This window comes from Micromonospora sp. NPDC057141, from assembly GCF_042670805.1.
GTDB lineage: Bacteria > Actinomycetota > Actinomycetes > Mycobacteriales > Micromonosporaceae > Micromonospora.
Genome location: NZ_JBHUVA010000022.1, coordinates 47,760 through 73,086, shown reverse-complemented (window position 1 = coordinate 73,086; position 25,327 = coordinate 47,760). Strand labels below are relative to the sequence as shown.

Genomic DNA, 25,327 nt, shown 5'->3' with positions numbered 1-25,327 from the left:
GGTGTTCATGGCAGGTGTCGGCCGAGGGCGGCGTTGAGCAGCTGCGCAACGGTGGCGATGGCCGGTGCCCGCATCAAGGAGTAGTGGTCTGCGTCGACTCCGATCACCTGCGGTGGCGCGGCGAGGTGGGCGGACCAGCCCAGATCCGTCAGGCCGGCGGGGGTGTCGTCGACGCCCATCCCGATCCCGGAGTTGCGGGTGGCCTTGCGGTCGGCTCGCACCAGCAGGGTGTGGGTCCGCCCGTCGGCATGGAATCCGGGCTCGTGCAGCGCCAAGCCGAGCAGGTGACGGTCGAACACGGCGACCCGGCCGCGCGGGTCCTCGCGTGCGCCGAGCAACCGGTGACGGCGGAGCCGTTCCGTGGCCTGGGCCCACCGATGCTCGGCCGGTTGGGCCAAGAACGCGTTGAGGGCCTCGGGTGTGCCCACGCCGAGGTCGATGCCGAGGTAGGCCTCCAGCGCTCCGAGGTGCCGGGCGAGCACGTGTGCCGCGGCGGTCCCGGGATCGCCGGGCACCGCCGTGATGTGGGCCGGATCGTTGGAGTCCACCATGACCAGCAGGGCGACGTGCTGGCCGTGTTCGTGCAGAGCGCGGGCCATCTCGTGTCCCAGGCTGCCCCCCATCGACCAGCCGCCGAGCAGGTAGGGACCGTCCGGCTGAACCGAGCGCAGCACGTCGACGTAGAGCCGTGCCAGTTTGGGGAACTCGGTGGGCGCTGCACCGCCCGCCAGCCCCGGGTCGGTCAGGCCGACGACGGCGACGCGCTCGTCGAGCCGCTGCGCGAGGTCGGTGTAGCAGGTCACGTCTCCACCGGATGGATGGACGAGGAACAGCGTCGGCCCGGAACCGGCCGCGGCGCGCAGCGTGATCGCCACGTCGTCCACCGGCAGTTGTGCCGCGCGGGCCCGCAGAGGCTCGGGGTGCCAAACCGCCGGATCCGTCAGGGCACGCAAGCGGGCCAGGTAGCGCTCGAACATCCGGTCGACGTCAGCGGGGGGCAGCACCGGCTTCAGCGCGTCCCACTGCACCAGCAGTTCGCCGTGGTGTTCGAGCACCTGGTGGTCCAGGACGGTCTGCGGCGTCTGACTCAGGGCGGACACCTGCCGGCCCGCCCATTCCAGGTCGCGGTCGCCGCCGATCACGTCGTCCAGGCCCAGGGCGCTGGTGAACACCACCGGGACGGACGCGACCGTCCCGGTCTGCGCGGACTTCTCGGCCAGCAGGTCGAGGGCGGAGAACGCCCGGTGGTCGAGGTCAGTGAAGAGCCGCCGGTGCGCCCGGGCGGCATGTTCGGCGAATCCGCCCGGCGCGCGCCGGTCCACCTCGTGCAGCAGCAGCGACGTGAAGTCGCCGACGACCTTGTCGATCGCCGGGTGGATCGCGGGCCGGTCGAACAGGGTCACCGTGACAGCGAAGTGGTCCTCGCCGCTCCATTGGGCGAGTAGTTCTCCGTACGCGGCGAGCAGGGCCGCCGTCGGGGTGACGCCGTTGTCGGCGGCGTTGCGGCGGAGGGCGGCCCACTGCCGCGCGTCGAGCCGGCCCGTGTGCCGTTCGAACCGGCCGCCGGTCTCGGTGCCGGAGACAGGTAGAGCGGGTGCGCTGGGCAGGGCAGGCAGCCGGTCCCGCCAGTAGCCGGCGGCGCGGATCCACTCCGGTGTGCCGCGCCGCGCCGCCATGGCATGCACGCAGCCGGCGAAGGTGATCGGCACCTCCGGTAGTTCCTGGTCGGGGTCGCGGTAGTAGTGCCGCAGGTCGCGGTCGATGATCCAGTAGCTGCCTGCATCGCACACGAGCACGTCGATGCCGAGGAACAAGCGCACGCGCCCGCCGGGCAGCCGGGCCGCGCGGATCTGGACCAGGGGCCACCGGTCGGCCGGGCCGGGCCGGCGGAAGACCTGCTCGCGTAGCGCGGCGAGACGCTCGGTCCGCTGCTGCTCACCCGCCTGGGTCAGGTCCACCGGACGGATGCGGTAGGCGGGCACCCGCGGCAGTTGTCGCATGCGGCCCTGGCTGGTCGTGACGGTGCGCAGCATCGGGTGCCTGGCGATCACCCGGTTCCACGCCTGCTCGTAACGGTCCAGGTCGAGGTCTGGGCAGTCGTACTCCAGCGCGAAATGGCAGGCGGTGTCGCCGAAGCGGTAGCCGCCGGTGCGGCCGGTCCAGTACGCGTGCTGCACGCGTGTCATGGCGAACGTGCCGTCCGCGTCCGGCCCGCCGATCACGGCCACGACCGGTGCCGGATCGGCGGCCGGCTGCCCGGCGGAGGCGGCGATGGTCGCGGCCAGTCCGGCGACGGTGGGCCGAGCGAGGAGATCACGCAGGCTCAGGCGGACGCGGTACCGCTCTCCCAGGTTCGCGAGCATGCGGGTGGCCAGCAGCGAGTGCCCGCCCAGGGCGAAGAAGTCGGTGCCGGCTTCGGTCACCGGCGTCGCGAACAGCTCCGACCAGGTGGCGGCCACCTCCGCCTCGATGCCGGTCAGGTCGTTGGGGGCGTCGTCACGGCGGCGTACGCCAGGACGGTCGGCGTCGCGTACCCGGGCTCGTAGGTCCGTGGTGGACACTGCGACGACCGGTGGGGCGGTGCCCGCCGTGCATGCGCCCAGAATGGCGTCCAGCGCCTGCATCCCGGTCGCGGCATCCAGCGCAAACGTCAGGTTGACCTCGCGTTCGGTGCCGAGGGGCCCGACCTTCCAGGCGTCCCAGACCACGCTGACCCACCGTGTGCCGCCGGTCGGCGGCTGCTCGGCGAGGGCGTTGAGGAAGCCGTTCGATGCGCTGTAGGGGCCGGTGCCGACACCGCCGACGAGGGTGCCGGCGGACGACATGAGGAGGACACAGGCGGGGCGCTGCGCCGGTGGCAGGGCGTCGACGGCGGCCCGCAGGGCCAGCGCTCCGCCGGCTTTGGCCCGCAGGTGGCCAGCCACGTGCTCGACACCGACACGTCGCATGGGCTGCAGGTCCTCGGTGGCCACCACACCGGCCGCGTGCACCACCAGATCGACGGCGGATCCGGCGGTCAGGTCGGCGAGCAGAGCGCTGGTGCCGGCGGTGTCGGCGGCGTCGAGCACTCGCACGGCTACGTCGTGGCCTTGCGCGACCAGCTGGCGTACGCCGGCGGTGCGGGCGCCGGAGCGTGAGGTGAGCACCACCCGCATTCCCTGCCGGGCCAGGTGTGCCGCGATGGTGAGGCCGACGTCGCCCAGGCCGCCGATGATCAGTGCGGTTGCGCCGCGTCGCGCCGCCGGGGCGGTGGGCGACGCCGGCCAAGGCGTCAGAGTGCTCACCCACCGCTGGGATCCGCGTACGGCAACCTCGGTGACCGTGTGCCCCCGGCGCAGGTCGGCGAGTTCGGCGAGCACCGCGGGCGCGTGCTCCCGTAGATCGGTGACGTCGACCGTCCGCCACGACAGTCCCGGTGTCTCCTGGGAGATCACCCGGGGCAGGGAGCGTACCGCTGCGGCGCCCGCTGCGGGCACGTCACCGCTCTCGACACGGCACCCGGTCAGCGTGACCTGCAACAGCAGGGCCGGCGGCGGATCGAGCGCGGCGACCCGGCCGTGCCGGAGGATCTCCTCGGCCGTCTCCTGCGGAGTCCGGGGGGCACCGGCCACGACGACCACGCCGTCGACGGCCTCGCCGGCATGTTCCAGGCCGACGGTTTCGGCGCCGCGAGCGCGCAGCTCGGCACCGACGATGTCCTCGTCGTCCCCGGTCACCAGCCACCGGCCGCCGAGATCGGTCACGGCGGGCAGTGGCGGCTTCTGCCGCCAGAGCGGGATCTGGAGCAGCTCGGTGGTCTCCGGCTGCGTCGCCTGCCGCGGTTCGGGGCCGACCCACAGATGACGGCGTTGGAAGGCGTAGCCGGGTGCGGTGACCCGCCGTCGTCCCGGGCGGTGCATGGCGGTGAAGTCGACCGGTACACCGTGGCTCCACAACTCGCCGGCGGCCAGCCGGGCGGCGGCCAGATCGGACAGCTCCCCGTCCGACGGGTATGTGGTGACGGTGGCCCGCAGGTGCGCGGCCCCGTGGTTGCGGGCGGCCGCGGCGAGCGCGGCACCCGGGCCGACCTGGACCACCACCGTCGGTGAGGGATCGGCGATCGCGGTGGTGAGCGCCGCGGAGAAGCGCACCGGCTCGCGCAGCTGGCGTACCCAGTGTTCGGGATCGGCGAACTCGTCGCCGACGACTGCGCCGGTCAGCGAGCTGACCGTGTCCACACTGGGCTGGCCCGCGCGCACCGAGCGGGCGGCCTTCCGCATGTCGGACAGGGCGGGGTCGATCAGCCGGGAGTGCGCGGCTGAACTCAGCCGTAACCGGGCAGGTTCGACGCCGTCGCGCCTCAGCGTGGCTTCGAAGTGTGCCACGGCGTCGGACGGGCCGGAGACCACGCAGGACCGGGGAGCGTTCACTGCCGCCAGGTCGAGGCGGTGATGATCACGCAGCAGGGCGGTGACGTCGGTCTCGGACAGCGGCACGGACAGCATCGCCCCGCCGCCCGCAGCCCCGGCCAGCACCCGGGACCGCACCGCGACCAGGGCGACCGCGTCCGGCAGCGTCAGCGCCCCGGACGTGACGGCGGCCGCGTACTCGCCGAGACTGTGGCCCAGCAGCACGTCCGGGTGGATACCCCAGGAGCCGAGCAGCCGCGCGGTGGCCACCGATACGGTGAACAGGGCGGGCAGGCCCACGACAGCCGATTCGGCCAGGACACTGCCGCCGCCGGTGATCAACGTCGTGACGTCGGCGTCGAGGTGACCGCGGAACAGCTTCGCGCACTCGTCCACGCCAGCGGCGAACACCGGTTCGTCGGCGTGCAGTCGTGCGGCCATGCCCGCGTACTGACTGCCGCCGCCGGGAAAGAGGAACGCGACGCGGGGCACGCCGTCGGCGCGGACCGCAGCGGTGCGCCGGGCGGGAACGCCTCGGCCGGCGAGCACGGCTTGACGGTACGGCAGGTGGGTGCGGCCGTGCTGCAGTGTGTAGGCGACGTCGGGCAGGTCCGCCGGCGGCAGGTCACGGGCGGTCGCGTCGAGGGCGGGCCGCTCGTGCGCCGAGTACAGCAGGATCTGGGGGCGTTCGTCGGCCGGGGACGCGGTGCGCTCGGGAGCGGGGCCGAGCACGACGTGCGCGTTGGTGCCGCCGATGCCGAAGGAACTGACACCGGCGTACGGCGGGGTGTCCCACGGACGGGTCCGGGTCACCACCGCGAACGGCGAACCGTCGAGCCCGAGCTGGTCGTTGATCGGCTCGGCGTGCAGGGAAGCGGGAAGCGTCCGGTGGTGCACCGCGAGCACGGTCTTGATGAACGACGCGATACCGGCGGCCGAGTTGGCGTGGCCGATGTTGCTCTTGACCGATCCCAACCCGCACCATGGCGCGGCCGGTGTGTGGTCGCGTCCGAAGGCTCTGCGCAGGGCTGCGACCTCGATGGGATCGCCGAGCCGGGTTCCGGTGCCGTGCGCCTCGACATAGCCGACGCCGGCCGGATCGATGCCGGCGACCGCGAGTGCCTCCGCGATCACCCGAGCCTGGCCTCGCAGGGAGGGCGCGGTGAAGCCAGCCTTGGCGGCGCCGTCGTTGTTGACCGCGCTGCCGTGCAGGACGGCCAGGACGGGGTCACCCTCGGCGAGAGCGTCGTCGAGCCGGCGCAGCACCACCGCGCCGACGCCCTGGGTGTAGACGACGCCCGTGCCTTCGGCGGAAAAGGGGCGGACCCGGCCGTCCACGGCGAAGATGCCCCCCGGCACGTACCGGTAGCCGTGTCCCTGGGGCACGATCAGCGACACCCCGCCGGCGACGGCCATGTCGCACTCTCCGGCCAGCAGGGACTGGGCGGCGACGTGGACGGCGACCAGCGAGGTCGAGCAGGCCGTGGTGATGTTCATCGCCGGGCCGGTCAGGCCCAAGCGGTACGCGGTCTGCAACGGCAGGTAGTCGGCCTGGGTCGCGATCGCGGTCTCCAGGCTGCCCAGCGGATCGGGGCCGCCGCCGGTCGGGTCCCATCGTCCGTGCAGGTTGGCAGTGAGGTACGCGCTCTGCGCCGCTCCGGCGAAGACGCCGACCGCCTCGACACCGGTGCCGCCGCCGTGTCCGCTGCGCTCCAGCGCCTGCCAGGCGGCCTCGAGGAAGAGCCGGTGCTGCGGGTCGGTGAGAGCGGCCTCGGCGTCGGTGAGCCCGAAGGGCGCCGGGTCGAACAGCTCCTGGCCGTCGATGAGGCCGCCGACCGGAACGTAGTCCGGGTGCCGACGGAGGGCGGTCGGTACGGCCTGGGCGGCGAGCTCGTCGTCGGTGAATCGGGTGAGGCCTTGCCTGCCGTCATGCAGCAGTTGCCAGAACCGGTCGGTGTCCGGTGCTCCGGGGAAGCGGCCGGCGACCGCGGTCACCGCGATGGCCGGGTTGTGCTGCTCAGACGACGTCATCGCGCTCCTCGCTGGTGGAACCGGATTGGCCTGTCCGAAATGAGTGGAAATGATAATCATCTCCATCGACTTCGTCCACTTTCGACGAACCATACTAGAAATCGTTGTCGTTTTCATGTTGTACTACGGACTCCGAGCCCGCCGGGAAGGGAGACGCATGACGGCGTCGCGTACATCGCCGATCGACCGCCGGAGCGAGGTGACCGCATGCCTGGCGGAGACCCTCGACCTCGATCCGGAGGACATAGATCCCGACCGCAAGCTGACTGAGCTGGGCCTGGACTCGTTCGCTGCGGTGCGGTTGCGTCGGAGACTGCTCGACGACCTCGGTGTGGACCTGCCGCTGACCGCGTTCCTCGACGGCGCGACACCCGGCACGGTCGCCGCAGGCGTGCTGCTGGACACCGCAGCTCCGCCGGCACCCGGCCGCACAGCCGGGACCGCGCCGTTCCCGCTGACCCCGATACAGACGGCGTACCTGGTCGGCCGCGACCCGTCTCTGCCGCTGGGCGGTGTGGCCACCTACTTCTACTTCGAGTACGACCGGCGACCCGGTGCCGACCCGGAAGCCGACATCGACGTCCTGGCGGAAGGCTGGAACCGCCTGGTCGCCCACCACCCGATGCTGCGCCTGATCATCGACGACGAGGCCCGCCAACAGGTGCTGCCCGAAGTGCCGCGCTACCAGATCCCGGTGACCGACCTGCGCCGTGCCGCGCTCGCCGACGCCGAGCGGCAGGTCGCGGGCATGCGTGCCGCCCTGTCGCACCGGCTGCCCGCAGTGGACCAGTGGCCGCTGTTCGACATCCGGGCCGCGTTGCTGCCCGACGGCCGCACCCGGCTCTTCGTCGGCATGGACATCATCGCCCTCGACATGGCTGGCTGGATGCAACTCATGCGTGAGTGGGGCCTGATCACCGCAGACCCCGGCCTGGCACTGCCCGCTGCCGCCACCACCTTCGCGGCGTCGCTCGCACGGCGCGCGCAGGACCCGGCCGAAGCCGCACGCCGCGCTCGCGCCCGCGAGTACTGGCAGACGAGGGCCGCCGACCTTCCGCCCGGCCCGGCTCTGCCCTGGCGGGCGACCGCGCAGGAGCTGGGCACTCCGCGCTTCACCCGGCACGCCGCGGCGCTGACCACCGCCGAGTGGTCGCAGCTGCGAAGCCGGGCAAGCGCCCACGGCGTCTCCTCCACCGCGGTGCTGCTGGCCGCGCTCGCGACGGTCGTCGGACGTTGGGGCGCCCCCGGCCCGTTCTGCCTGAACACCACCCTGTTCGACCGGCCGGACGAGGAGGACCTGCGGTCGGTGGTCGGCGATTTCACCACCACCGTGCTCACCGAGTGCGCGTCGCCCGATCCGTCCGGCGACGGTGGCTTCGCCCGGTACGCCGCCACGATCAACCACCGATTCTGGTCCGACCTCGACCACCGCTCGATCTCAGCGGTGGAGATGCTGCGCGGTCGCGGCGACGCAGCGCTCGTACCCGTGTATCCGGTGGTGTTCACCAGCGGCGTCGGGCTGTCGGCCACCGAGGAGTCGCCGACGTCCTGGCTCGGCGAGGAGGTGTTCGGTGTCTCACAGACACCGCAGATCTTCGTCGACCACATCGTGTGGGAGGACGGCGGCCGGCTGCGCATCGCCTGGGATGTCGTCGACGGATGCCTGCCCGACGGGTTCGCCACCGGAATCCGCGACGCCCATCTGTGGTTGCTGCGCCGCCTGGCCGGCGACGAGCAGGCGTGGACGGACCCGGCGTTCGGGTGGGATCCCTCGTTCCGCCCCGACGAGCCACTGGACGTCAGCCCGTTCGGCGACTGCGGCCCACTGATCGACGATCCGCTCCGGGCCGCGGCAGAGCGGGCGCCGCACGACATCGCGCTCCTGCACGGCGACGACGCGGTCAGTCACGGCACGCTTGCCGAACGCGTACGCGCCACCGCCGCGGTCCTCGCCGGCTACGGCCTGGGACCGGGTGACATGGTTGCGGTGGCCGCAGCGAAGGGCACGGCCCAGATCGTCGCCACCCTCGGCATCACCGCGTCCGGCGCCGGCTACGTCCCGGTGGAGCCGTCCTGGCCCGCGGCACGGATCGCTTCCGTCTGTGCCCAGGCCGCCGTCCGGCACGCGCTGGTCACCGACACGTCGGCGTCCTCGTGGCCGGAGGCGGTCCAGGCCCACCCCCTCGGCGACGACGGCGTGCCCACCTCTATCGGCGGCGCCGATCCGCGTACACCGGAAGGGGCCGGTCTGGCCTACGCCATCTTCACCTCCGGCTCCACCGGGCGTCCCAAGGGCGTCGCGGTCGAACACCGTCAGGCGCGCACCACGCTCGACGACATGGCCGACCGTTTTCCGCTCGACGCCCGTGATCGGGTACTGGCGCTGTCGGCGTTGTCGTTCGACCTGTCGGTGTACGACGTGTTCGGCGTGCTCGGGGCCGGCGGTGCGATGGTGCTGCCCGATGCCGAGCGGCAACGCGATCCGGGCCACTGGCTGGAACTGATGCAACGCCACCGGGTGTCGGTGTGGAACACCGCACCGGCCCTGCTGGAGATGCTCGTCGAGTACGCCGAGATCGAGCCCGCCGTGGCCACCTCGGCGCTGTCGGCGTTGCGCCTGGTGCTGCTCTCCGGCGACTGGATCCCGGTGACCCTGCCCGACCGGGTCCGCAGCCTCGCCCCGCAAGCCCGGATCATCAGCCTGGGCGGCGCCACCGAGGCGTCCATCTGGTCCATCTGCCACCCGATCGACGTGGTCGACCCGGCCTGGCCGAGTATCCCCTACGGACGGGCGCTGCGCGGTCAGTCGTTTCACATCCTCGACGGCGACGGACGGCCATGCCCGGTCGGTGAGGCGGGTGAGCTGTTCATCGGCGGCGGCGGTGTCGCCGCCGGTTACCTCGGCGACCCGAGACAGACAGCGCTACGCTTCACCACCCACCCGGCGCTGCGCCGCCGGATCTATCGCACCGGGGACCTCGGCCGCTGGCGGTACGACGGGACGATCGAGTTTCTCGGCCGCGTCGACCGGCAGGTGAAGATCCGCGGACACCGCATCGAACTCGGTGAGATCGAGGCCGTGCTCAGCCGGGCACCCGGGGTCCGGCGGTGTGTGGCACGGTCCGTGCCCGGACCCGACGGCGGCGCGCGGCTGGTCGCCTACGTAGCCACCGGCGACGGGGAGGCAGCGGTTTCCGACGACGAGTTGATCGCCCGGCTGCGGGCACATCTGCCCGGGTACATGATTCCCAGTCGCCTCGTGCAACTGTCCGCACTGCCCGTCACCGCCAACGGCAAGGTGGACCACGATCGCCTGGACAACCCGTTCCGTAACGATGCGGCCGTCCAGGAGGTCGCGGACCCACGCGCCACGGTTCAGGGGGCACCGCCGGAGACGCCCGCCGCGCCACCGGCGAAGGTGGAAGACCTGACCGCGCTTCTCGTCGACGCCGCCCGGTCGGGGCTCGACGTCCGTGTCAAGGTCGGCGCGGGCCGGCTGGACGTCGTCTCGGCACTTCGGACCGCCACCGAACTCGCCGGTGCGGCCCGAGAGCTGAGCGGCTCCTACCGGGTCGTACCCGAGCTCGACGCCGACGCCGTCCTCGGGCTTCAGATCACCGCCGACCCGGTCTCTCCGCCAGCTGTCACCAACGAGCCGGCCGCGTCTCCGGCGATCGTCGCCATCGACGCCGTGCCGCCCGATCCGGAAACCGAGCAACTGGTCGCGGCCGTGTTCGCTGAGCTTCTCGACGCTCCGATCGACGTCACCAGACCCTTCTTCGACCTCGGAGCGACCTCGCTGACGCTCATCCGGGCCCGCCGGCGGCTCACCCAACGACTCGGCGTACCTCTCGCCATGATCGACATGTTCGCTCACCCCACCGTCCGCGACCTCGCTCGGCTGATCACCGGTCACCGCCGCCCGGCCGGGCCGGCACGCGAGAACCCGGCCGCCACCGCGCCGACACCCGACCGCGGCGCGGGCCGACGCGCAGCCCGGGCCCTGGCCGCTCGCACCACGCTCTGAACTCACCAGACCAACCCTGCTGCAGAAGGCAACCATGAGAACCCGCGTCATTCTGACCCTCCTCGCGCTGCTCGGCACGGCGTCGCTGGCCGCCTGCGGCGGCGACGAGCAGACCGCCGTGACGACCGGCGACACCCTGCGGTACGTGTCGGTCGGGTCACCGGCCACCGCGAGCAACGACCCGCACGGCGGGCTCGGCAACGAGTCCGACGCCGTGCGGTTCGCGCTGATGTACGACGTGCTCACCGGCCAGGGCGCCGACGGACGTACCCAGCCGAGGCTGGCGGAGTCCTGGAAATCGGACCCGACGATGACCAGGTGGCAGTTCGCGCTGCGCCGTAACGCCACCTTCTCCGGCGGTAGGCCCGTACGGGCCGCCGACGTGCTCTACTCGCTGCGCCGCATCGAGCGCAAGGCCGCGGAGAACTACGGCCGACTGGCTGCTTTCGACCTGACGGCCTCCCGGGTCGTCGACGAGCACACCGTCGAGATCGTCAGCCGCCAGCCGTTCGCCGAGGTGCCCCGGGCACTGGAGTCGATGACCTTCATCGTGCCGGAGGGCAGCGACGACTTCACCGGCGCGGTGCCCGGTTCCGGGCCGTTCACCCTGGTCAGCAACGACGCGCAAACCGCCGTGCTGGAACGCCGCGACGGCTGGTGGGGCACCACGCCGGCATTGCGGCGCATCGAGGTTCGGGCGGTGGCCGACCCGCAGGCCCGCGCCCAGGCCGTGCTGTCCGGGCAGGCCGACGTGGCCACGAGCATCGCCCCGACCGTGGCACGCCAGGTGGCGGCCCGCGACGACCTGAGTCTGGTCCGGCGGCCGGCGGTCACCGTGTATCCCTTCGTCATGCGCACCGACCGCAAACCGTTCGACGATCCCCGCGTCCGGGAGGCGATCAAGCTGGCCGCCGACCGCCCGGCCTTGGTGGAGACGGTCTTCCTCGGCTTCGGCAAGCCCGGTGACGACGTGCTCGCCCCCGCCGACGCCTCCGCGCCGAAGGGACTGACCCCGCGCGTCCGCGATGTGGCCCGGGCTCGGCAGTTGCTGGCCGAGGCAGGCCATGGCGGCGGGCTCACCGTGACACTGCACACGACCACGTCCTACCCGGGGATGGACACCGCCGCGACCCTGTTCGCCGCGCAGCTGAAGGAGATCGGTGTCACCGCGAAGGTGAAGCTGAACCCGCCGGACACCTACTTCACCACGGTGTGGGGCAAGCAGGACTTCTACACCGGCTACTTCGGTGGCATCCCCTTCTTCGACGTGGCCCGGGTTTCACTGCTGTCGAGTTCACCGACGAACGAGACGGCGTGGAATCGGCCGGAATTCGACGCGGCGCTGGGCAAAGCCCTGGCCGAGCCCGATGAGGCCGTACGCAACCGCGCCCTCGGCGCGCTGCAACAGCAGGTCCGCGACGAAGGCGGCTACGTGGTCTGGGGCACCGGCGACGGTCTCGACCTGACCCGAGCGCAGGTACAGGGACTGCCCACCGGTCCCGGCTTCAGCCGGTTGTTCATCGATCAGGTACGGCTGTCGCGGTGATCCTGCGGGCTCTGGTCCGCGCCGCACTGCTGCTGGTCGGCGTCTCGGTGCTGGTGTTCGCCGCCACCGAGGCACTGCCCGGCGACGCCGCCGACGCCCGCACCGCAGGGCGGGCTACCGCCACGCAGCTGGCGGAGATGCGTGCCAGCACCGGATTGGACGTCGCGCCCTGGCACCGCTACCTACGGTGGGCCGCTGGCCTTCTCCAGGGTGAAGCGGGCGTGTCGTCGATCTCGGGCCGCCCGGTGACCGACCTGATCGGCCAGCGGCTTCCCGCCACCGCAGCGCTGGCCGGTGCCGCGCTGCTGGTGGCCGTGCCGCTGATGCTGGTGCTGGCCTGGCCTGCTGCCGAGGACTCGGTGGCCGGCCGGCTGGTCGGTGCGATGGTGACGGCCACTGCGGCGATCCCTCAGGTGGTCGTCGCCGCCGCGCTGACCGCCCTCTTCGCCGGGGTGCTGGCCTGGTTACCGCCGGTTTCGCTGCTGCCCGCCGACGGCGGTCCGCCCGGCCTGCCAGCACTGGCGCTACCGGCGTTGAGTCTTGCTCTGCCGGCCGCCGCCTACGGGGCGATGCTGCTGCGCGGCCTCGTCACCGACGTCCTGGCCCGCCCGTACGTCCGTGATGCGCGGCTGCGCGGGCTCGCCCCGAGCCGGATCGCCCTCGTCTATGTCGGGCCGTTCGTCGTGGCACCCGCCATCCGCATCCTGGCCGTTGTCACCGGTGGTCTGATCGCCGCCACCGCCGTGGTCGAGGTCATGTTCGGCTACGCCGGGCTGGGCGAGCTGCTGGTCGGGGCGGTGGCCAACCGCGACGTCCCGGTGGTGCAGGCCGGTGCGTTGCTCGCCGCGGCGGCCGTGGTTCTCGGCCTGCTGGCCGCAGACGTGGCCGCCGCGCTGACCGATCCCCGGCGGGCTGCGGCATGAGTGTCGCGGCAGCCCGCCGGACCGCTGTGGCGACGCTCGCCGGCATTGTCGTGACCGTCGCACTGTGCGGCGGCGCGCTGGCACCGCACGATCCCGTCACGCCGCTGGGCGCACCGTGGTCGCCGCCCGGTGACGGTAGTCTCCTGGGCACCGATGTCCTGGGCCGCGACGTCCTCTCCCGGGTGCTGGCCGGTGGACGGCAGCTGACCCTTACCGCCGGTGCGGCAGCCGTGGTGGCCGCGGCCGTCGGCATCACCGGCGGGTTGCTCGCCGGGTGGCGCGACGGTCTCCTGTCCCGGCTGCTGCACGCCGCGGCGGACCTGCTGCTGGCCGTGCCCCTGCTCCTCATTGCGATGCTGTTCGCCTTCAGCCTTCCCGCTACCGCGGCGGTGATCGCCGCCACCGTCTGCGGCGGTGCCCCGCTGACGCTGCGCATCGTGGGCGACGCGGTACGGCAGATCCGCCACGCCGGATACGTGGACGCCGCTCTCGGCCGTGGCGAGTCCGGCACGACCATCCTCGGCCGCGAGATCCTCCCGGCCCTGGCCGCGCTGGCCGGGACGGAGATCGGCGCCCGTTTCCTGGTGGCGCTGCAACTGGCTGCGGCCCTCAGCCTGCTCGGGCTCGGTCCCGCGCCACCCGCTCCGGACTGGGCTGGCATGATCAGGGAGAACGTGAGCGGCGCCGGTCTCAGCCCGGCCGCGTTGGTGGCTCCGGCCGTCGCCCTCGCCGCGCTGAGCCTGACTGTGGCCGCAGCCGGCGGCGCCGCCGCTCGTCACACCCGGCGGCCGCTGTGAACGGCTCAGGCGGGCTGGAGGTCAGCGACCTGCACGTCACCGCCCGCAACGGCCGCAGCATCGACACCCCGATCAGTCTGCGGGTCGCGCCCGGCGAGGTGGTGGCCCTGACCGGACCGTCCGGAGCAGGGAAGACAGTGTGGCTGAACGCCATGATGGACGCCCTTGAGCCACCGTTGCGTCGTATCGCCGGAACAGTGCGATGGCAGGGACAGGTCATCGAACCGGGCGAGCCCGCGCGCCGATGGCGTCGCCGGCACCTCGGTGTCCTCGTACAGGATGCCGCACAGTCGCTGCACCCGCTGCGGACTGCCCTTGCTGCGGTGGCCGAGACCGGCGTCGACGCCCGGCAGGCCGCAGCCGTCCTCGACCGGGTCGGTATCGACGCCTCCCTGCATGCCCACCGGGTCCACCAACTCTCCGGGGGGCAGGCCCAGCGTGTCGCGCTGGCCCGGGCCATTGCGGCGCAACCGCCGTTGTTGATTCTCGACGAACCCACCAGCGCGCTCGACAGCGCCGCGGCAGGGCTCGTGGCCACCGTCATCCGTGCCCGCCGCGGTGATCCTCGCTTCGTCACGCTGCTGGTCTCCCACGACCGAGCCCTCGTCGCGGCCGCGGCCGACCGCGTCCTGCCGATCGGGCCGCCCGGGTCGGCGTCACCGCCGTCACCGGCCGCACGTCCGGTGGCCGGTGTCGGGCTTCTGCGTGTCGACGGCCTCCGTGTGGACGGGCCCGGCGGGACGGGGAACCTCCTCCGTCGGGTCGACCTGACCGTGGCGGCAGGCGAATGCGTTGCCGTACTCGGACCATCCGGATGCGGCAAGACCACCCTGCTGCGTTCGCTGGCTGGTCTGCACCCCGTGACGGCCGGATGCGCCAGCCTCGCCGGTGACCTGCTGCCCTGGCCGATCGCCCAGCGCTCCCGGTCGATGCTGCAGGCTGTCCAGTACGTCGGTCAGCATCCGGTCGACGCACTCAACCCCGCGCACCGGATCCGCACCGCGCTCGCCCGGCCGATGCGCACCTTCCAGGTCGTCGAACGGGCCGGGCGCGCCGACGCCGTGAACGCGCTACTCAGCCGAGTCGGCCTCGACCCCGCCGTGGCCGGCCGGCGGCCCGGCGGCCTTTCCGGCGGGCAGCGCCAACGGGTAGCCCTCGCCCGCGCGCTGGCGGCACGGCCCCGGCTGCTCCTGGCGGACGAAGTCACCGCCGCGCTGGATGCGGTCACCACCGGGGCCGTAATGGAACTGCTCGACAAGAAGCGCCGCGCAGGACTCGCCGTGCTCGTCGCCACCCACGATCCTACGGTCGCCGACCGGGCCGACCGCGTCCTGACGATCATCGACCATGCCCTGCACCCCTTGGGAGGACAACCATGACCGGCAACAACAACGAGTACGACGTCATCGTCGTCGGCGCCGGCGCGGCCGGTCTCAGCGCCGCCCAGGTGCTCGGCCGCCAGCAACGGCGGACGCTGGTCCTGGATGGTGGGCCGCCGCGTAACAGCCCGGCCGACGGCATCCACATGTTCCTCAGTCGGGACGGCTTCTCTCCCCTGCAGTTGCTGGAGACCGGCCGCCGCGAGCTGGACGCCTACCCTGGCGTGCAGCTCGTCACGGCACGGGCCACCGAGGCCACCGGACAGATCGACGAGTTCACCGTGGTGCTCGACAACGGGGACCGGCATCACGCCCGCCGGCTGCTGCTCGCCACCGGCCAGGTGGACCGGCCGTGGCCCGTCACCGGGTTGCCGGAACGCTTCGGGCACAGCGTCATGCACTGCCCCTTCTGCCACGGCTGGGAGTCGCGCGGCCGGAGCGTCGTCGTGTTCGGTCGTGAACCGGCCGAGGTCATGCTCGCCGCCTACCTCGCCGACCGGTACACCAAGGAGGTCACCGTGGTGACGAACGGCCCCCACGCGCTGCCCGAGCCGATCCTGGGCAACCTGCGCGAGCTGGGCGTACCCGTGATCCAGGAGGCGGTCACCGAACTCAGTGGCGAACTCGACGACCTTGAGGTCCACTTCGCCGACGGCAGCCGCAGGCGCTGTCAGGTCGTGTTCCACCGCGCACCCGTCGACCCGCAGACCTCGCTGGCGGTTCAACTCGGCGCGGAGGTCCTCCCGGACGGCTACCTGTGGATCGACGAGTTCGCGCAGACCACCGTACCTGGCCTGGCCGCCGCCGGTGACCTCGCTCGCCTACCGGCCCTGCCCGACGGGTTGACCCTGGTCAGCCAGGCCGCTGCCGACGGTGTCCGGGCCGCCGTCTGGTTGGAGCAGGGCATGTTCCGCGCCGATCTTGCTGTGCCGCTCGGCTGACAGATCGCGGGCCGGCTGACCAGCCACCGGCGGGGGCGCGCCGATTCTGCCTGAACAGCAGAGTTCTTCGCGGGCCGTACGGGTGGTCGGCAGCCGGTCAGCCGGCCGCGCGCGATGCCCGATAGACGCCGAGGCCGCATGGCTGCGCGACGAGGCCCACCGCGGCGAGTTCGGCCAGCAGGGTCTGCTCGTCGAGGACATGCCATCGGTAGGCTGCGGTGACCTCCCGGACGAGATTGCCCTTCGGGTCACGCACGCCGTAGCGCATGTGCCAGGTGACGCTGTCGGGGCCGTCCGGCTCGGCGCGGCCGCCGCCCCCGTAGACGTGGGCGCCGATCCGCACGGCGGCGAAGTCGGCATCCGGGATCACCTCGACACGCGAGGGTGGCTGTAGGTTCACCACCAGGGGGATCTCCGGGCCCATCCGGTCGGCCAGCCGGCGCCAGAGCTGCCGTCGGTCGTCCGGGCTCAGGTGGCCGATCATGTTCATGGCGAGGATTCCGCCGACCGCGTCGGGCAGCGGCGCTGTCTCTGCCGGCTCCGAAACCAGGGATACCCGATCCGCCAGCGCGGAGTCGTCGGCCAGCCGTGCGAACAGAACCGCGCGCTGCACCAGCGACGGTTCGACGGCGAGGACGGTCGCTGCGGGGGTGAGTTCGGCGAGCATCCGCGTTCCCCGGCCGCTGCCGGCGCCAAGGTCGACCAGTGGTCCGGCCGTCGGGTCCGCTCCTTCCAGCGCGGTGGTGACCGGCTCTCGTAACGCGGCCCAGGCGTCGCGGCTGAGAATGTCGAGGAACTCCCCGGAAGCACTGTATTCGTCCGTCACAGCACGACCTTATCGAAAATGGGTGTCGATTTCCATGTCGAATGCGGGCTTCCGGAGCCGCTGATCGCAGGTGGCGGCCGAGAGCTACCGCGATGAGGGGGTACGACGCCCCGCTGGACCGGCTCAGGCGCTGCCGTCGGGGCGCGGCAACCGTGAGGCAACTCGCGTGGGAGCGCCTTGTCGGCTCTGTCCGTCAAACCGGGTCGATCTCGACTCGGTTTGACGGGCCGGGATCGCCCGGGCCGGTGCCTGAGGCCGCTGGTTCGTCGGGGCCGCCTGCGTCGGTGCGCGCGGCGGCGGCGAGGAAGGCGTTGTACCGGGTCAGATCGTCGTCCTCGCCGGTCGCCTCGGCCCGGTCCGCAGCCCGGTCGAGGCGGCGCTGCTCGCGCTGGTCGGCCCGCAGCCACTGCCGGACCAGCAGGACCATGACGACGGCGGCCGGGATCTCGCCGAACGCCCAGGCGATGCCCGCGCCCAGTCTCTGGTCCGCCAGCAGCGACGACGACCACTCGGGATGGACGCCGAGGTACCAGTCCGGGGCGATCACGGTGGTGGTCTGCATGAGCGCGAGGCCGAAGAAGCCGTGCGCCATCATCGAGGCCAGGTGGATGAGCATCAGGATCGGGTGGGGAACCCGTGGCCGGCCGGGGTCGATGCCGATGAGCACCCAGAACAGCAGGTAGCCGGAGAGCACGAAGTGCCCCAGCATGGCCAGGTGCCCGAGGTGGGACCGCATCAGGGTGCCGAGCAGGTCGCTGAAGTAGAGGCCGAACAGGCTCGCGGTGTAGCTGCCGAACGCCACCAGTGGGTGGGTGAGCAGCCGGGCGACCCGGCTGTGCAGGGCGCGCAGCAGCCACTCCCGGGCGCCGCGCACCCCCGGGTCGGTCGGGCGGCGCAGTGCTCGCAGCGCGAGCGTGACCGGGGCGCCCCCGACCAGCAGGATCGGCACCGCCATGGACAGCACCATGTGCTGGGCCATGTGCACGCTGAACAGAACGTACGCGTACCGGGCGAAGCCGAGGCCGGTGGCGGCGGCCAGCACCAGCAGGCCGCCGATCCAGCTCGCGGTGCGGGCCACCGGCCAGCGGTGCCCGCCCCGGTGCAGCCGGCGCACCCCGGCCAGGTACCCACCGATGCCGACCACGGTCACGGTCAGGAGGAACAGGTCGGGCAGCGGCTGCCCGAGCAGGTGCGCCGCCGTGGGCGCGGCCGGCATCGGGAAGCCGAGCACCTCCGTCACCGGGTCGGCGTCGACCGGCTCGGCGACCGGCGTCGGGCTGCGCGACAGCGCCACGGCCAGGCCGACCGTCGCGGCGAAGACCACCAGCTCACCGGCGGCCAGCCGCGCGAACGCCCGGCGCCGGCCAGCGGCCAGGGCTGGCAGGGTGCGCGTCCGGTGCGCCGCGCCGAGCAGGCCGAGCACCGCGAGGGCGGCCAGCTTGGCGAGCACCACAGCGCCGTACCGGGACTGCCAGAGCTGGTCCACGGCGCCGAGGCGGACGGCGGCGTTGGCGAGGCCGCTGACCGCGACGGCCACGAAGCAGACCAGCGCGAGCCGGCTGTAGCGCGCGGCGGCCCCGGGCAGGTGCCGGCTGCGCCGGATCGTCAGGAGCGCGGCCAGGCCCCCGGCCCACAGTGCGGCGGCGAGCACGTGCAGGGCCAGGCTCGACACCGCGATCTGGTGGTTGCCAGCCCCGGCAGCGTGCCCGGTCAGCGCCGGTGGCAGCAACCCGACCAGCGCGAGCGCCGACGCGAGTGCGGCCGTGCCCCGGGACACGCCGACCCGGGCCGCCACGGCCACCACCGCTGCCAGCCCGGCCTGGGCCAGCAGTGCCCGCCCCTGCGTTATGTCGACGCCGAAGCTGACCACGCTGGCCACGCCGAGCCGGCCGAGGGGGACACCGAGCAGGTCGGAGACGGTCAGCACCAACAGTGCCAGGGCTGCCACGGCCCAGCCCGCCGCCGCCGCGCCCGCGCGGCGCAGCAGCAGCCAACCGTGCGCGGACACGCTGGTCCCGTCACCGGGTAGCAGGAACGCGGCGGTCGCCGCGAACCCGACGGTGAGGGTGGCCAGGCCGCCGACGAGCAACCGGACCGGCGGCAGCGCCCAGGTGGTGATCGGGCCGGGGTCCGGCAGGCCGGGGATCGCGGCAGCGAGCGCGCCACCGGCCCGCAGCGTGAGTAGCAGTACGGCCACGGCCGAGCCGGCCGCCGCCAGCCCGACGAGCCAGCCGGCGGGACCACCGCCCGCCGGTCCGGCCCTGCCACCGGCCCCCGGTCCGGCAGTTCCCGGCTCGACGGCCCCCGGTCCGGCGGGGCCGGGTCGGCGGTGGGAACAGGGCTGCGGGGACGGCGACGTGGGCTGGTGCACGGTGCGGAACCTGGTTTCGGATCGGAGCGCCGGGGCGGGCCCGGCCTCGGAGTTCAGGAGGTGCGGCGACGCCGGAACAGCAGCACGGCCGCGCCGGCCACGGCCACCACGACGGCCGCCCCGGCGGCCAGCAACGCCACCGACGGGCCGTCGTCGGTGGCTCCGGCGGCGGACACCGGGCTCGCCGGAGCGGCGGTGCCGGCCGCCGCCGTCGAGGCCGCGGGCGCGGCAGGGTCGTCGACCGTGAACCGGTACGACCCCTGCACCGGATGGCCGTCGGTGGAGACCACCCGATAGGCAACCGTGTAGGTGCCGTTCGCCAGCGGCTGGTCGATGGTCACGGTGCCCGCCGCGCCGTCCACGGCCGGTGCGCCGGTGGGCACCTTCTGCCGGCCGGCGTCGCTGAGCACGATGGTGGTGAACTCCGGGTTCAGCCGTTCCAGGAACCGCAGCGTCACCGCCGTCGGCGCGGCGGTGAGCCGGGCGTCCTGGGCCGGCGTGGCCGCCAGCAGAGAGTTGTGCGCCGCCGCGGGCGACGCCGGTGCCAGCAGCAGCACGGTGAGCACCGCGGCGAGGGCGGAGGCGGTACGGGTACGCATCGTGGGCTGTCCCCTCGAAGATCGGTGTTCGTCCCGTTGGTCGGCCGGGGGCGGCGGATGGTTCCGGCCCGTGCGGTCGGTCACGGCACGTCCGGCCGCCGGTCAGGCCGCCGTGTCCCTGCGGTAGTGCGCCGAGCCGTGGTGGGCCGAGGGCACCAGCCGCAGTCCAGGGGCGGGGGGTGTGGTTTCCTCGGCCAGCCGCCAGCGGCCGCCGGCGCGGTGGGCTCGGCCGGTCGGCCCGTCGGGGGACTGCCTGGCGCGGGACATGGCCACGACGATGGCGTACCCGGCGAGCAGGAACGCGTGGCTGACCAGGCGGCTCGGGTCCACCCGGCCGATGGCCAGGTCGTTGACCGACAGCAGCATCAGGGTGCCGACGAATGCGGACAGCATCGGCACCAGCCCCGTCGGCGGGGTACGCCGGGCGGCGACGAACAGGAACCCGGCGCCGACCGCCACGTTCCAGGCGGCCGATTCGTGCCACAGGTGGCCGGAGGTCAGCGTCCCTGCGCCGTGCTGGTGCCCGCCGGTCGACCCTTGGCCGACCTGGGCGAGGCCGAGCACGAGTTGGAGCGTGCCGACAAGGCCCAGCACGAATCGCAAGCCGAGCGAGATCCGGTGCCGCCACCGGCGGCGCGGCCGGTCGGGCAGAGCCGCCAGCAGGGCGTCGATGCGGTCCACCCTGGCGACGGCGAGCGTGAGGCGGGCCCGGCGGCTGATCGCGGCGGCCCGGTCGTACCAGCTCCGGCAGGCCCGGCAGCCGGCCAGGTGCTGTTCGGCGGCCGACCGCTCGGCGGCTGTCTCCTCGCCGTCGAGTTGCGCCGACAACACCTCATGCCACTGCGTACACCCCATGTACGGGTAGTCGCCCCGGCGGCGTCGCCGGTTCCCGCGCCTTGCCCGAGGAACGCAGGTCAACCGACGGCGTCGCCGCGTCCGGGCCGGGCCCGTAGCGCCGCGACCAGGTCCTCCCGGGCGCGGGCGACGCGGGACCGGACGGCGCTCACCGGGCAGCCGCACAGTTCGGCGGTCTCGGCGTAGGACATGCCGAGCAGTTGGGTGGCGACGAAGGCCTCTCGCCGGTCGGCGGGCAGCGCCGCGATCAGCCGATCGAGGGTGATCCGCTGGTCGGAGCCGCTGCGCCGCCGGTTGCTCACCTCGCGCATGTCGGGCATCGACACCGTACGCGGCGGGGGCGTGCCGGTCCGGGCCCGGCCGGCCGCGACCCGCCGGGCGATCACCAGCAGCCAGGTCCGGGCGGAGGAACGACCGGCGAAGGACGGCAGCAGGTATCGCCATACGGAGGCCCGCGTCGCGCGGACGAACTCCGTGGCCGCCTCGCGGTCACCCCGGGCGGCCGCGAGCGCCCAGGCAGTGACCTGTGCGTCCTCCGCCAATCCCGATCCCTTCGTCCCGGTGGTCGCTTCCGGGGCCACTGATCACGACAACCTGTAGTAGTTGTGCGGAAGCCTACGGCATCGGCTGGGGCCGCTTCCCGGGCGTACGGTCCGCAGCCGCGCGCGGTTCAACATGCCCGTACGCCGGGCCGGCCGGCAGGGCGGCGCAGGCCGCGCCGGCCAGGATCAGGGTGGCGCCCGCCACATTCGATCTTGCGCCGGTTCGCCTTCGTCTCAGCCGGCGGCGGGCCGGGTCCGGGTGCCGCACAGCTCGTCGCCCCTGGGCGCGTACGACACCCGCCGGAACACCCCGTGCTGGTAGTAGTAGGCGACGGCCTGCGCCCGGCTGCTGAGCCCGAGCTTGGCCATGGTGCGGTGGATGTGCGAGCGCACGGTCACCTTCGACACCCACAGCGCGCCGGCGATGGTCGAGTCGCTGAGCCCCTGGGCGACCAGGGTCAGCACTTCGGTCTCGCGTGGGGTCAGCGTCGCGAACCGGTCCGCCGGTCGCGTCCCCTTCACCAGCCGGGCTGCCAGGGACGGGCTGAGCACGGCCCGGCCGCTGGCCACCGCGCGTACGTCGCGCGCCAGTTCGTCTCCGGAGCAGGTACGCCCGACGACGCCCCGTACGCCGGCGCGCACCGCCTCGATCAGATCGTCCTCGTCCGTGTTCGTGGCCATCACCATGACGGTGGGTCCGTCACCGTCGACCGCCCACAGCGCGCCGACGGTCGACAGCAGATCTGCGCCGGAGAGGGGGACACCGAGCAGCACGACGTCCGGGCGGCGGCTTCGGGCCAGCACGGTGACCTCGTGGGCGTTACGGGCCTCGCCGACGAGACGGATCTCCGGAGAGTCGGCCAGCAGCGCGCGGACACCGGCCACCACCAGCGCGTGATCGTCGCAGATGAGGAGCCTGATCGGATCGCCGTCGCCCGGGCCTCGGTCACTCGTGCTCATCCGGCGGGCACTCCCTTCGGGGGTGGTCGTGCGGTGGGGTTCGGAGCGCCGACGACGGCGGTGTCACACCGGGCGGCCGGCCCTGACTGGTCGGATCCAGGGCGGTGAAGACCAGGTGCGGCCGACCGGTCAGCGGGTGGGTGGTGAACGCGCCGTGTACGCCGAAGACCTCCGCCAGCCGTTGCGTGGTCAGCACCTCGACCGGTCCGCCGGCCGCGACCACCCGTCCGCCGTCGAGGAGCACCAGCCGGTTGCAGTAGGCCAACGCGTGGTCCAGGTCGTGCAGGGCGCAGACGGTGGTGAGGCCGAGGCCACGCACCAGGTCGAGGAGTTCGAGTTGGGCACCGATGTCCAGGTGGTTCGTGGGCTCGTCGAGCAGGAGGACGGGTGCCTGCTGGGCGAGCGCCCTGGCGAGCAGCACCCGTTGGCGCTCCCCGCCGGAGAGCGAGGCGAACAGCCGGGAATGCGACCAGGTCATGCCGACCCGCTCCAGCGAGCACGCCACGATGTGCCGGTCGTCCGCGGTGTCCCGGTCCAGGAGGCCCTGGTGCGGCACCCGGCCCAGCGCAACCACGTCACGGACGCTGAAGTCGTTGCCCAACTCCTGGTCCTGCGCCAGCACCGCGCGCAGCTTGCCCGCCCGGCGGGCGGGAATGCGCCGGACGTCGGTCTGCCCGATCAGCACAACCCCCCGATCCGGACGGACCGCCCGGTAGATGCTGCGCAGCAGGGTGCTCTTGCCGGAACCGTTCGGTCCGACCAGGCCGATGACGGCCCCGGCTTCGGCGGTCAGTGCGACGTCGTCGAGGATCACGTGACCGTCGATGGTCACCCGGAGTCCGGTGGCGGTGACCCTCACCGCAGGGCCCCTGTCCGTCGGCGCATCAGCCACAGGAAGAACGGGGCGCCGAGCGCGGCGGTGAAGATGCCGATCGGCATCTCGTTCGGCCGGTCGAGGGTCCGTGACAGCAGGTCGACCAGCACCAGGAACAGCGCACCGAGCAGAAGGGACACGGGGACGAGGCGGCGATGGTCGGGGCCGACGAGCAGCCGTACCGCGTGCGGCACCATGAGACCGACGAACCCGATGCCACCGGCGACGCTGACGACGGTGGCCGTCAGCAGCGATGCTGCCACGAGCAGGCCGATCTGTAGCCGGTGGACGTCGATGCCGAGACCGGTCGCGGAGTCCTCACCCATCGTGAGCGCGTTGAGTCGCCGGCCCTGGCTGGCCAGCCAGAGCGAGCAGAGCAGCAGGGCGACAGCCGGAGCCGGCAGGTCCGTCCAGGAGGCGCCCGCGACCGAGCCGAGCAACCAGAACATGATCCCCCGAAGCTCGGTCGGATCGGCCTGCAACTGGATGTAGCTGGTGACGGCCGAACCCAGGTAACCGACCGCGACACCGGCGAGGATCAGCCGGGTGGCAGCCACCCGGCCGGACCGCTGCGCCAGGACGAGCACGGCGGCGACGCTGGTCAACGCACCGACGAAGGCCGCGCCGGACACCCCGACGGTCGTGGTGGCCGCGGTGGCGGTGGTGAGCACCAGTACGGCGCCGAGGGATGCGCCGGAGGAGACGCCGAGCAGGTAGGGATCGGCGAGCGGGTTACGCACCAGCGCCTGTAGGCAGACCCCGGCCACGCTCAGCCCGGCGCCGCTGACCCCGGCCAGCAGCACCCGGGGGATCCGGAAGTCCCAGACGATCTGGTCGAACAGGAGATTCTGCTCGCTGTCGCCAGGCGTCAGGTGGGCCCAGGTGACGGCGAATACATCGGCCAGCGGCACCGCGACGGTGCCGATCGCGATCGCCACGCTGGTGGCCAGGACGAGCCCGGCCACCAGCCCTCCGATCAGGAACGGTAACGTCCTGTCCGAAAAGGGGTAGGGCGTGCGGGTCGTGGGGACCCGGACCCGGCGATCGGTGCGGTGGCCGTCACACTCAACTGGCGGAGCGGACGGCATCGCTGATCCGCTTCACCGCGACGGCGTTCAGCGGTCCGATGTAGAAGCTGTCGGAAACCGACGTGTAGGTCTTGCTCTTGGCAGCCGGCCACTGGGGGAATTGAGCGAACAGCTTTTCCGCAAGTGCCTTCGGGTCTTCGCCCTTCGCGTAGAGTCCGATCACGAGGACATCCACGTTTGCCGCCGCCATTGCCTCGGCATTGATTTCGGAAAGCTGTTTGTCGGTGGCACCGGCGAAGGCGTTGACGCCGCCGGCCCGGGTGATGATGTCGTCGAAGATCCCACCGCCGAAGACGGCCGGGAGTCCGCTGGTGCTCATCGCGGCCATGCCCGGGTAGGCGACCAGGACCCGCTTCGGCTGCCCGGCCGGCGCGGGCACTGCCGCGAGCTGGGTGCGGGCCTGCTCGACGACCTCCGCGCCGCGCTGCTGCACGTCGAAGACGGTGGCCAGCTCGGTCAGCAGCTCGAAGGAGGACTCCACCGACCGCTTCTGGTATTTCTCCTGGTCGGCCGGGCGGGCGGCGGTCGCGCCCAACGCGCAGTTCGCCGGCGTGACGTAGCTGTTGATCCCGGCCTTGGCGAGCTGGTCGCGGGTGATCGATCCGATCTTGTCGTCGAAGCCGCCGGCCCAGGTGGAGATGACCAGGTCCGGCGCCTGGGCCAGGATCTGCTCGCGGGGCACCTCGAAGTTCTCGTTGAGCTTCACCCCGCCCGTCGGGATGGCGTCGATCTGCGCGAGCATCGTCGGGTCGTCCGATGCGCCGTACTGCTGGCTGTTGGCGACGATGCGGTCCTGCACCCCGAGGGCGACGAGGCTCTCCACCTCGGCGACCGAGGCGCCGTTGAGCAGTACGACCCGCTTCGGCGCCTCCTTGAACGTCACCGGCCGGCCACAGTTGTCGATGGTCAGTGGATAGCCGGTACGCGCGCCGGCAGCCGTGGACGCACCGGCCGACGTGGACGCCCGCGGTTCCGGGGAGACTTTCGTGCCGCCGCAGCCGGCGAGTGGTACGACAACGGCGCAGGCGATCAGCCCAACCTGCCAGGAACGCGCTCGGAAACGTCGCATCGCCGGGTCGCTCGGTCGCAACATATGAGGTTCGGCCCTTCCGGGGTTACGTCCGCCTCAGCGGATGTCAAGGTGGCGCCGCCCCGTGGTGGCATCACCTTTCCGGTGGGC

Annotated in this window: 16 protein-coding genes; 6 read left to right on the top strand and 10 right to left on the bottom strand. The window is 72.8% G+C overall.

The features are described 5' to 3' along the window. Nucleotides 1–5: 5 nt before the first annotated feature. The gene (locus tag ACFT41_RS14775) at nt 6–6,419 is read right to left on the bottom strand and encodes an SDR family NAD(P)-dependent oxidoreductase (RefSeq protein WP_377586707.1); all 6,414 of its coding nucleotides are present in this window, start codon (nt 6,417–6,419) and stop codon (nt 6–8) included. 49 nt (nt 6,420–6,468) lie between these two features. Here ACFT41_RS14775 and ACFT41_RS14770 point away from each other — a divergent pair, with 49 nt between their 5' ends. Genes ACFT41_RS14770 through ACFT41_RS14745 form a run of 6 tightly spaced genes read left to right on the top strand, consistent with a single transcriptional unit; the run spans nt 6,469 to nt 16,032 of the window. Then, nucleotides 6,469–10,446 carry an amino acid adenylation domain-containing protein gene (locus tag ACFT41_RS14770; protein ID WP_377586706.1) on the top strand — a complete coding sequence of 1,326 codons (3,978 nt, stop codon included), beginning with the start codon at nt 6,469–6,471 and terminating at the stop codon, nt 10,444–10,446. Nucleotides 10,447–10,480: 34 nt separating this feature from the next. Then, the gene (locus ACFT41_RS14765) at nt 10,481–11,992 is read left to right on the top strand and encodes an ABC transporter substrate-binding protein (protein ID WP_377586705.1); all 1,512 of its coding nucleotides are present in this window, start codon (nt 10,481–10,483) and stop codon (nt 11,990–11,992) included. Beyond that, nucleotides 11,989–12,915, top strand: a complete 927-nt coding sequence (locus tag ACFT41_RS14760) for an ABC transporter permease (protein ID WP_377586704.1) — start codon at nt 11,989–11,991, stop codon at nt 12,913–12,915. The genes ACFT41_RS14765 and ACFT41_RS14760 overlap by 4 nt, the downstream gene beginning before the upstream one ends. Next, nucleotides 12,912–13,712, top strand: a complete 801-nt coding sequence (locus ACFT41_RS14755; protein WP_377586703.1) for an ABC transporter permease subunit — start codon at nt 12,912–12,914, stop codon at nt 13,710–13,712. Before ACFT41_RS14760 ends, ACFT41_RS14755 begins: the two co-directional genes overlap by 4 nt. Beyond that, a complete protein-coding gene (locus tag ACFT41_RS14750; protein WP_377586702.1) occupies nt 13,709–15,091 on the top strand; it encodes an ABC transporter ATP-binding protein in 1,383 nt (460 codons plus the stop codon). The genes ACFT41_RS14755 and ACFT41_RS14750 overlap by 4 nt, the downstream gene beginning before the upstream one ends. Continuing rightward, nucleotides 15,088–16,032 (top strand): NAD(P)/FAD-dependent oxidoreductase, encoded by a 945-nt coding sequence (locus ACFT41_RS14745; RefSeq protein ID WP_377586701.1) that lies wholly within the window; start codon nt 15,088–15,090, stop codon nt 16,030–16,032. The genes ACFT41_RS14750 and ACFT41_RS14745 overlap by 4 nt, the downstream gene beginning before the upstream one ends. A gap of 97 nt (nt 16,033–16,129) precedes the next feature. On the opposite strand, the gene ACFT41_RS14740 is transcribed toward ACFT41_RS14745, so the two are convergent. The 9 genes from ACFT41_RS14740 to ACFT41_RS14700 form a co-directional block, all read right to left on the bottom strand. Beyond that, nucleotides 16,130–16,858 carry a class I SAM-dependent methyltransferase gene (locus ACFT41_RS14740; RefSeq protein ID WP_377586700.1) on the bottom strand — a complete coding sequence of 243 codons (729 nt, stop codon included), beginning with the start codon at nt 16,856–16,858 and terminating at the stop codon, nt 16,130–16,132. A gap of 193 nt (nt 16,859–17,051) precedes the next feature. Beyond that, nucleotides 17,052–19,055, bottom strand: a complete 2,004-nt coding sequence (locus ACFT41_RS14735; RefSeq protein WP_377586699.1) for a cytochrome c oxidase assembly protein — start codon at nt 19,053–19,055, stop codon at nt 17,052–17,054. 227 nt (nt 19,056–19,282) lie between these two features. Beyond that, nucleotides 19,283–19,828 (bottom strand): copper resistance protein CopC, encoded by a 546-nt coding sequence (locus tag ACFT41_RS14730; protein WP_377586698.1) that lies wholly within the window; start codon nt 19,826–19,828, stop codon nt 19,283–19,285. 102 nt (nt 19,829–19,930) lie between these two features. Beyond that, a complete protein-coding gene (locus tag ACFT41_RS14725) occupies nt 19,931–20,683 on the bottom strand; it encodes a zf-HC2 domain-containing protein (protein ID WP_377586697.1) in 753 nt (250 codons plus the stop codon). Between the two features lie 59 nt (nt 20,684–20,742). Continuing rightward, nucleotides 20,743–21,225 (bottom strand): sigma-70 family RNA polymerase sigma factor, encoded by a 483-nt coding sequence (locus tag ACFT41_RS14720; RefSeq protein ID WP_377586696.1) that lies wholly within the window; start codon nt 21,223–21,225, stop codon nt 20,743–20,745. A 234-nt stretch (nt 21,226–21,459) separates the two neighbouring features. Next, a complete protein-coding gene (locus ACFT41_RS14715; protein ID WP_377586695.1) occupies nt 21,460–22,185 on the bottom strand; it encodes a LuxR C-terminal-related transcriptional regulator in 726 nt (241 codons plus the stop codon). Next, nucleotides 22,172–23,044, bottom strand: a complete 873-nt coding sequence (locus ACFT41_RS14710; protein WP_377613830.1) for an ABC transporter ATP-binding protein — start codon at nt 23,042–23,044, stop codon at nt 22,172–22,174. The genes ACFT41_RS14715 and ACFT41_RS14710 overlap by 14 nt, the downstream gene beginning before the upstream one ends. Then, nucleotides 23,041–24,024: a FecCD family ABC transporter permease gene (locus tag ACFT41_RS14705; protein ID WP_377586693.1), complete on the bottom strand. Its 984-nt coding sequence runs from the start codon at nt 24,022–24,024 to the stop codon at nt 23,041–23,043. Before ACFT41_RS14705 ends, ACFT41_RS14710 begins: the two co-directional genes overlap by 4 nt. 100 nt (nt 24,025–24,124) lie before the next feature. Continuing rightward, nucleotides 24,125–25,216, bottom strand: a complete 1,092-nt coding sequence (locus tag ACFT41_RS14700) for an ABC transporter substrate-binding protein (RefSeq protein WP_377586692.1) — start codon at nt 25,214–25,216, stop codon at nt 24,125–24,127. Nucleotides 25,217–25,327 lie beyond the last annotated feature (111 nt).

Bases quoted from the DNA above. Each gene is read 5' to 3' on its own strand.
- ACFT41_RS14715 (WP_377586695.1), bottom strand. From the start codon at position 22,185: ATGAGCACGAGTGACCGAGGCCCGGGCGACGGCGATCCGATCAGGCTC.
- ACFT41_RS14730 (WP_377586698.1), bottom strand. From the start codon at position 19,828: ATGCGTACCCGTACCGCCTCCGCCCTCGCCGCGGTGCTCACCGTGCTG.
- ACFT41_RS14745 (WP_377586701.1), top strand. From the start codon at position 15,088: ATGACCGGCAACAACAACGAGTACGACGTCATCGTCGTCGGCGCCGGC.
- ACFT41_RS14725 (WP_377586697.1), bottom strand. From the start codon at position 20,683: ATGGGGTGTACGCAGTGGCATGAGGTGTTGTCGGCGCAACTCGACGGC.
- ACFT41_RS14775 (WP_377586707.1), bottom strand. From the start codon at position 6,419: ATGACGTCGTCTGAGCAGCACAACCCGGCCATCGCGGTGACCGCGGTC.
- ACFT41_RS14765 (WP_377586705.1), top strand. From the start codon at position 10,481: ATGAGAACCCGCGTCATTCTGACCCTCCTCGCGCTGCTCGGCACGGCG.
- ACFT41_RS14770 (WP_377586706.1), top strand. From the start codon at position 6,469: ATGATAATCATCTCCATCGACTTCGTCCACTTTCGACGAACCATACTA.
- ACFT41_RS14700 (WP_377586692.1), bottom strand. From the start codon at position 25,216: ATGCGACGTTTCCGAGCGCGTTCCTGGCAGGTTGGGCTGATCGCCTGC.
- ACFT41_RS14755 (WP_377586703.1), top strand. From the start codon at position 12,912: ATGAGTGTCGCGGCAGCCCGCCGGACCGCTGTGGCGACGCTCGCCGGC.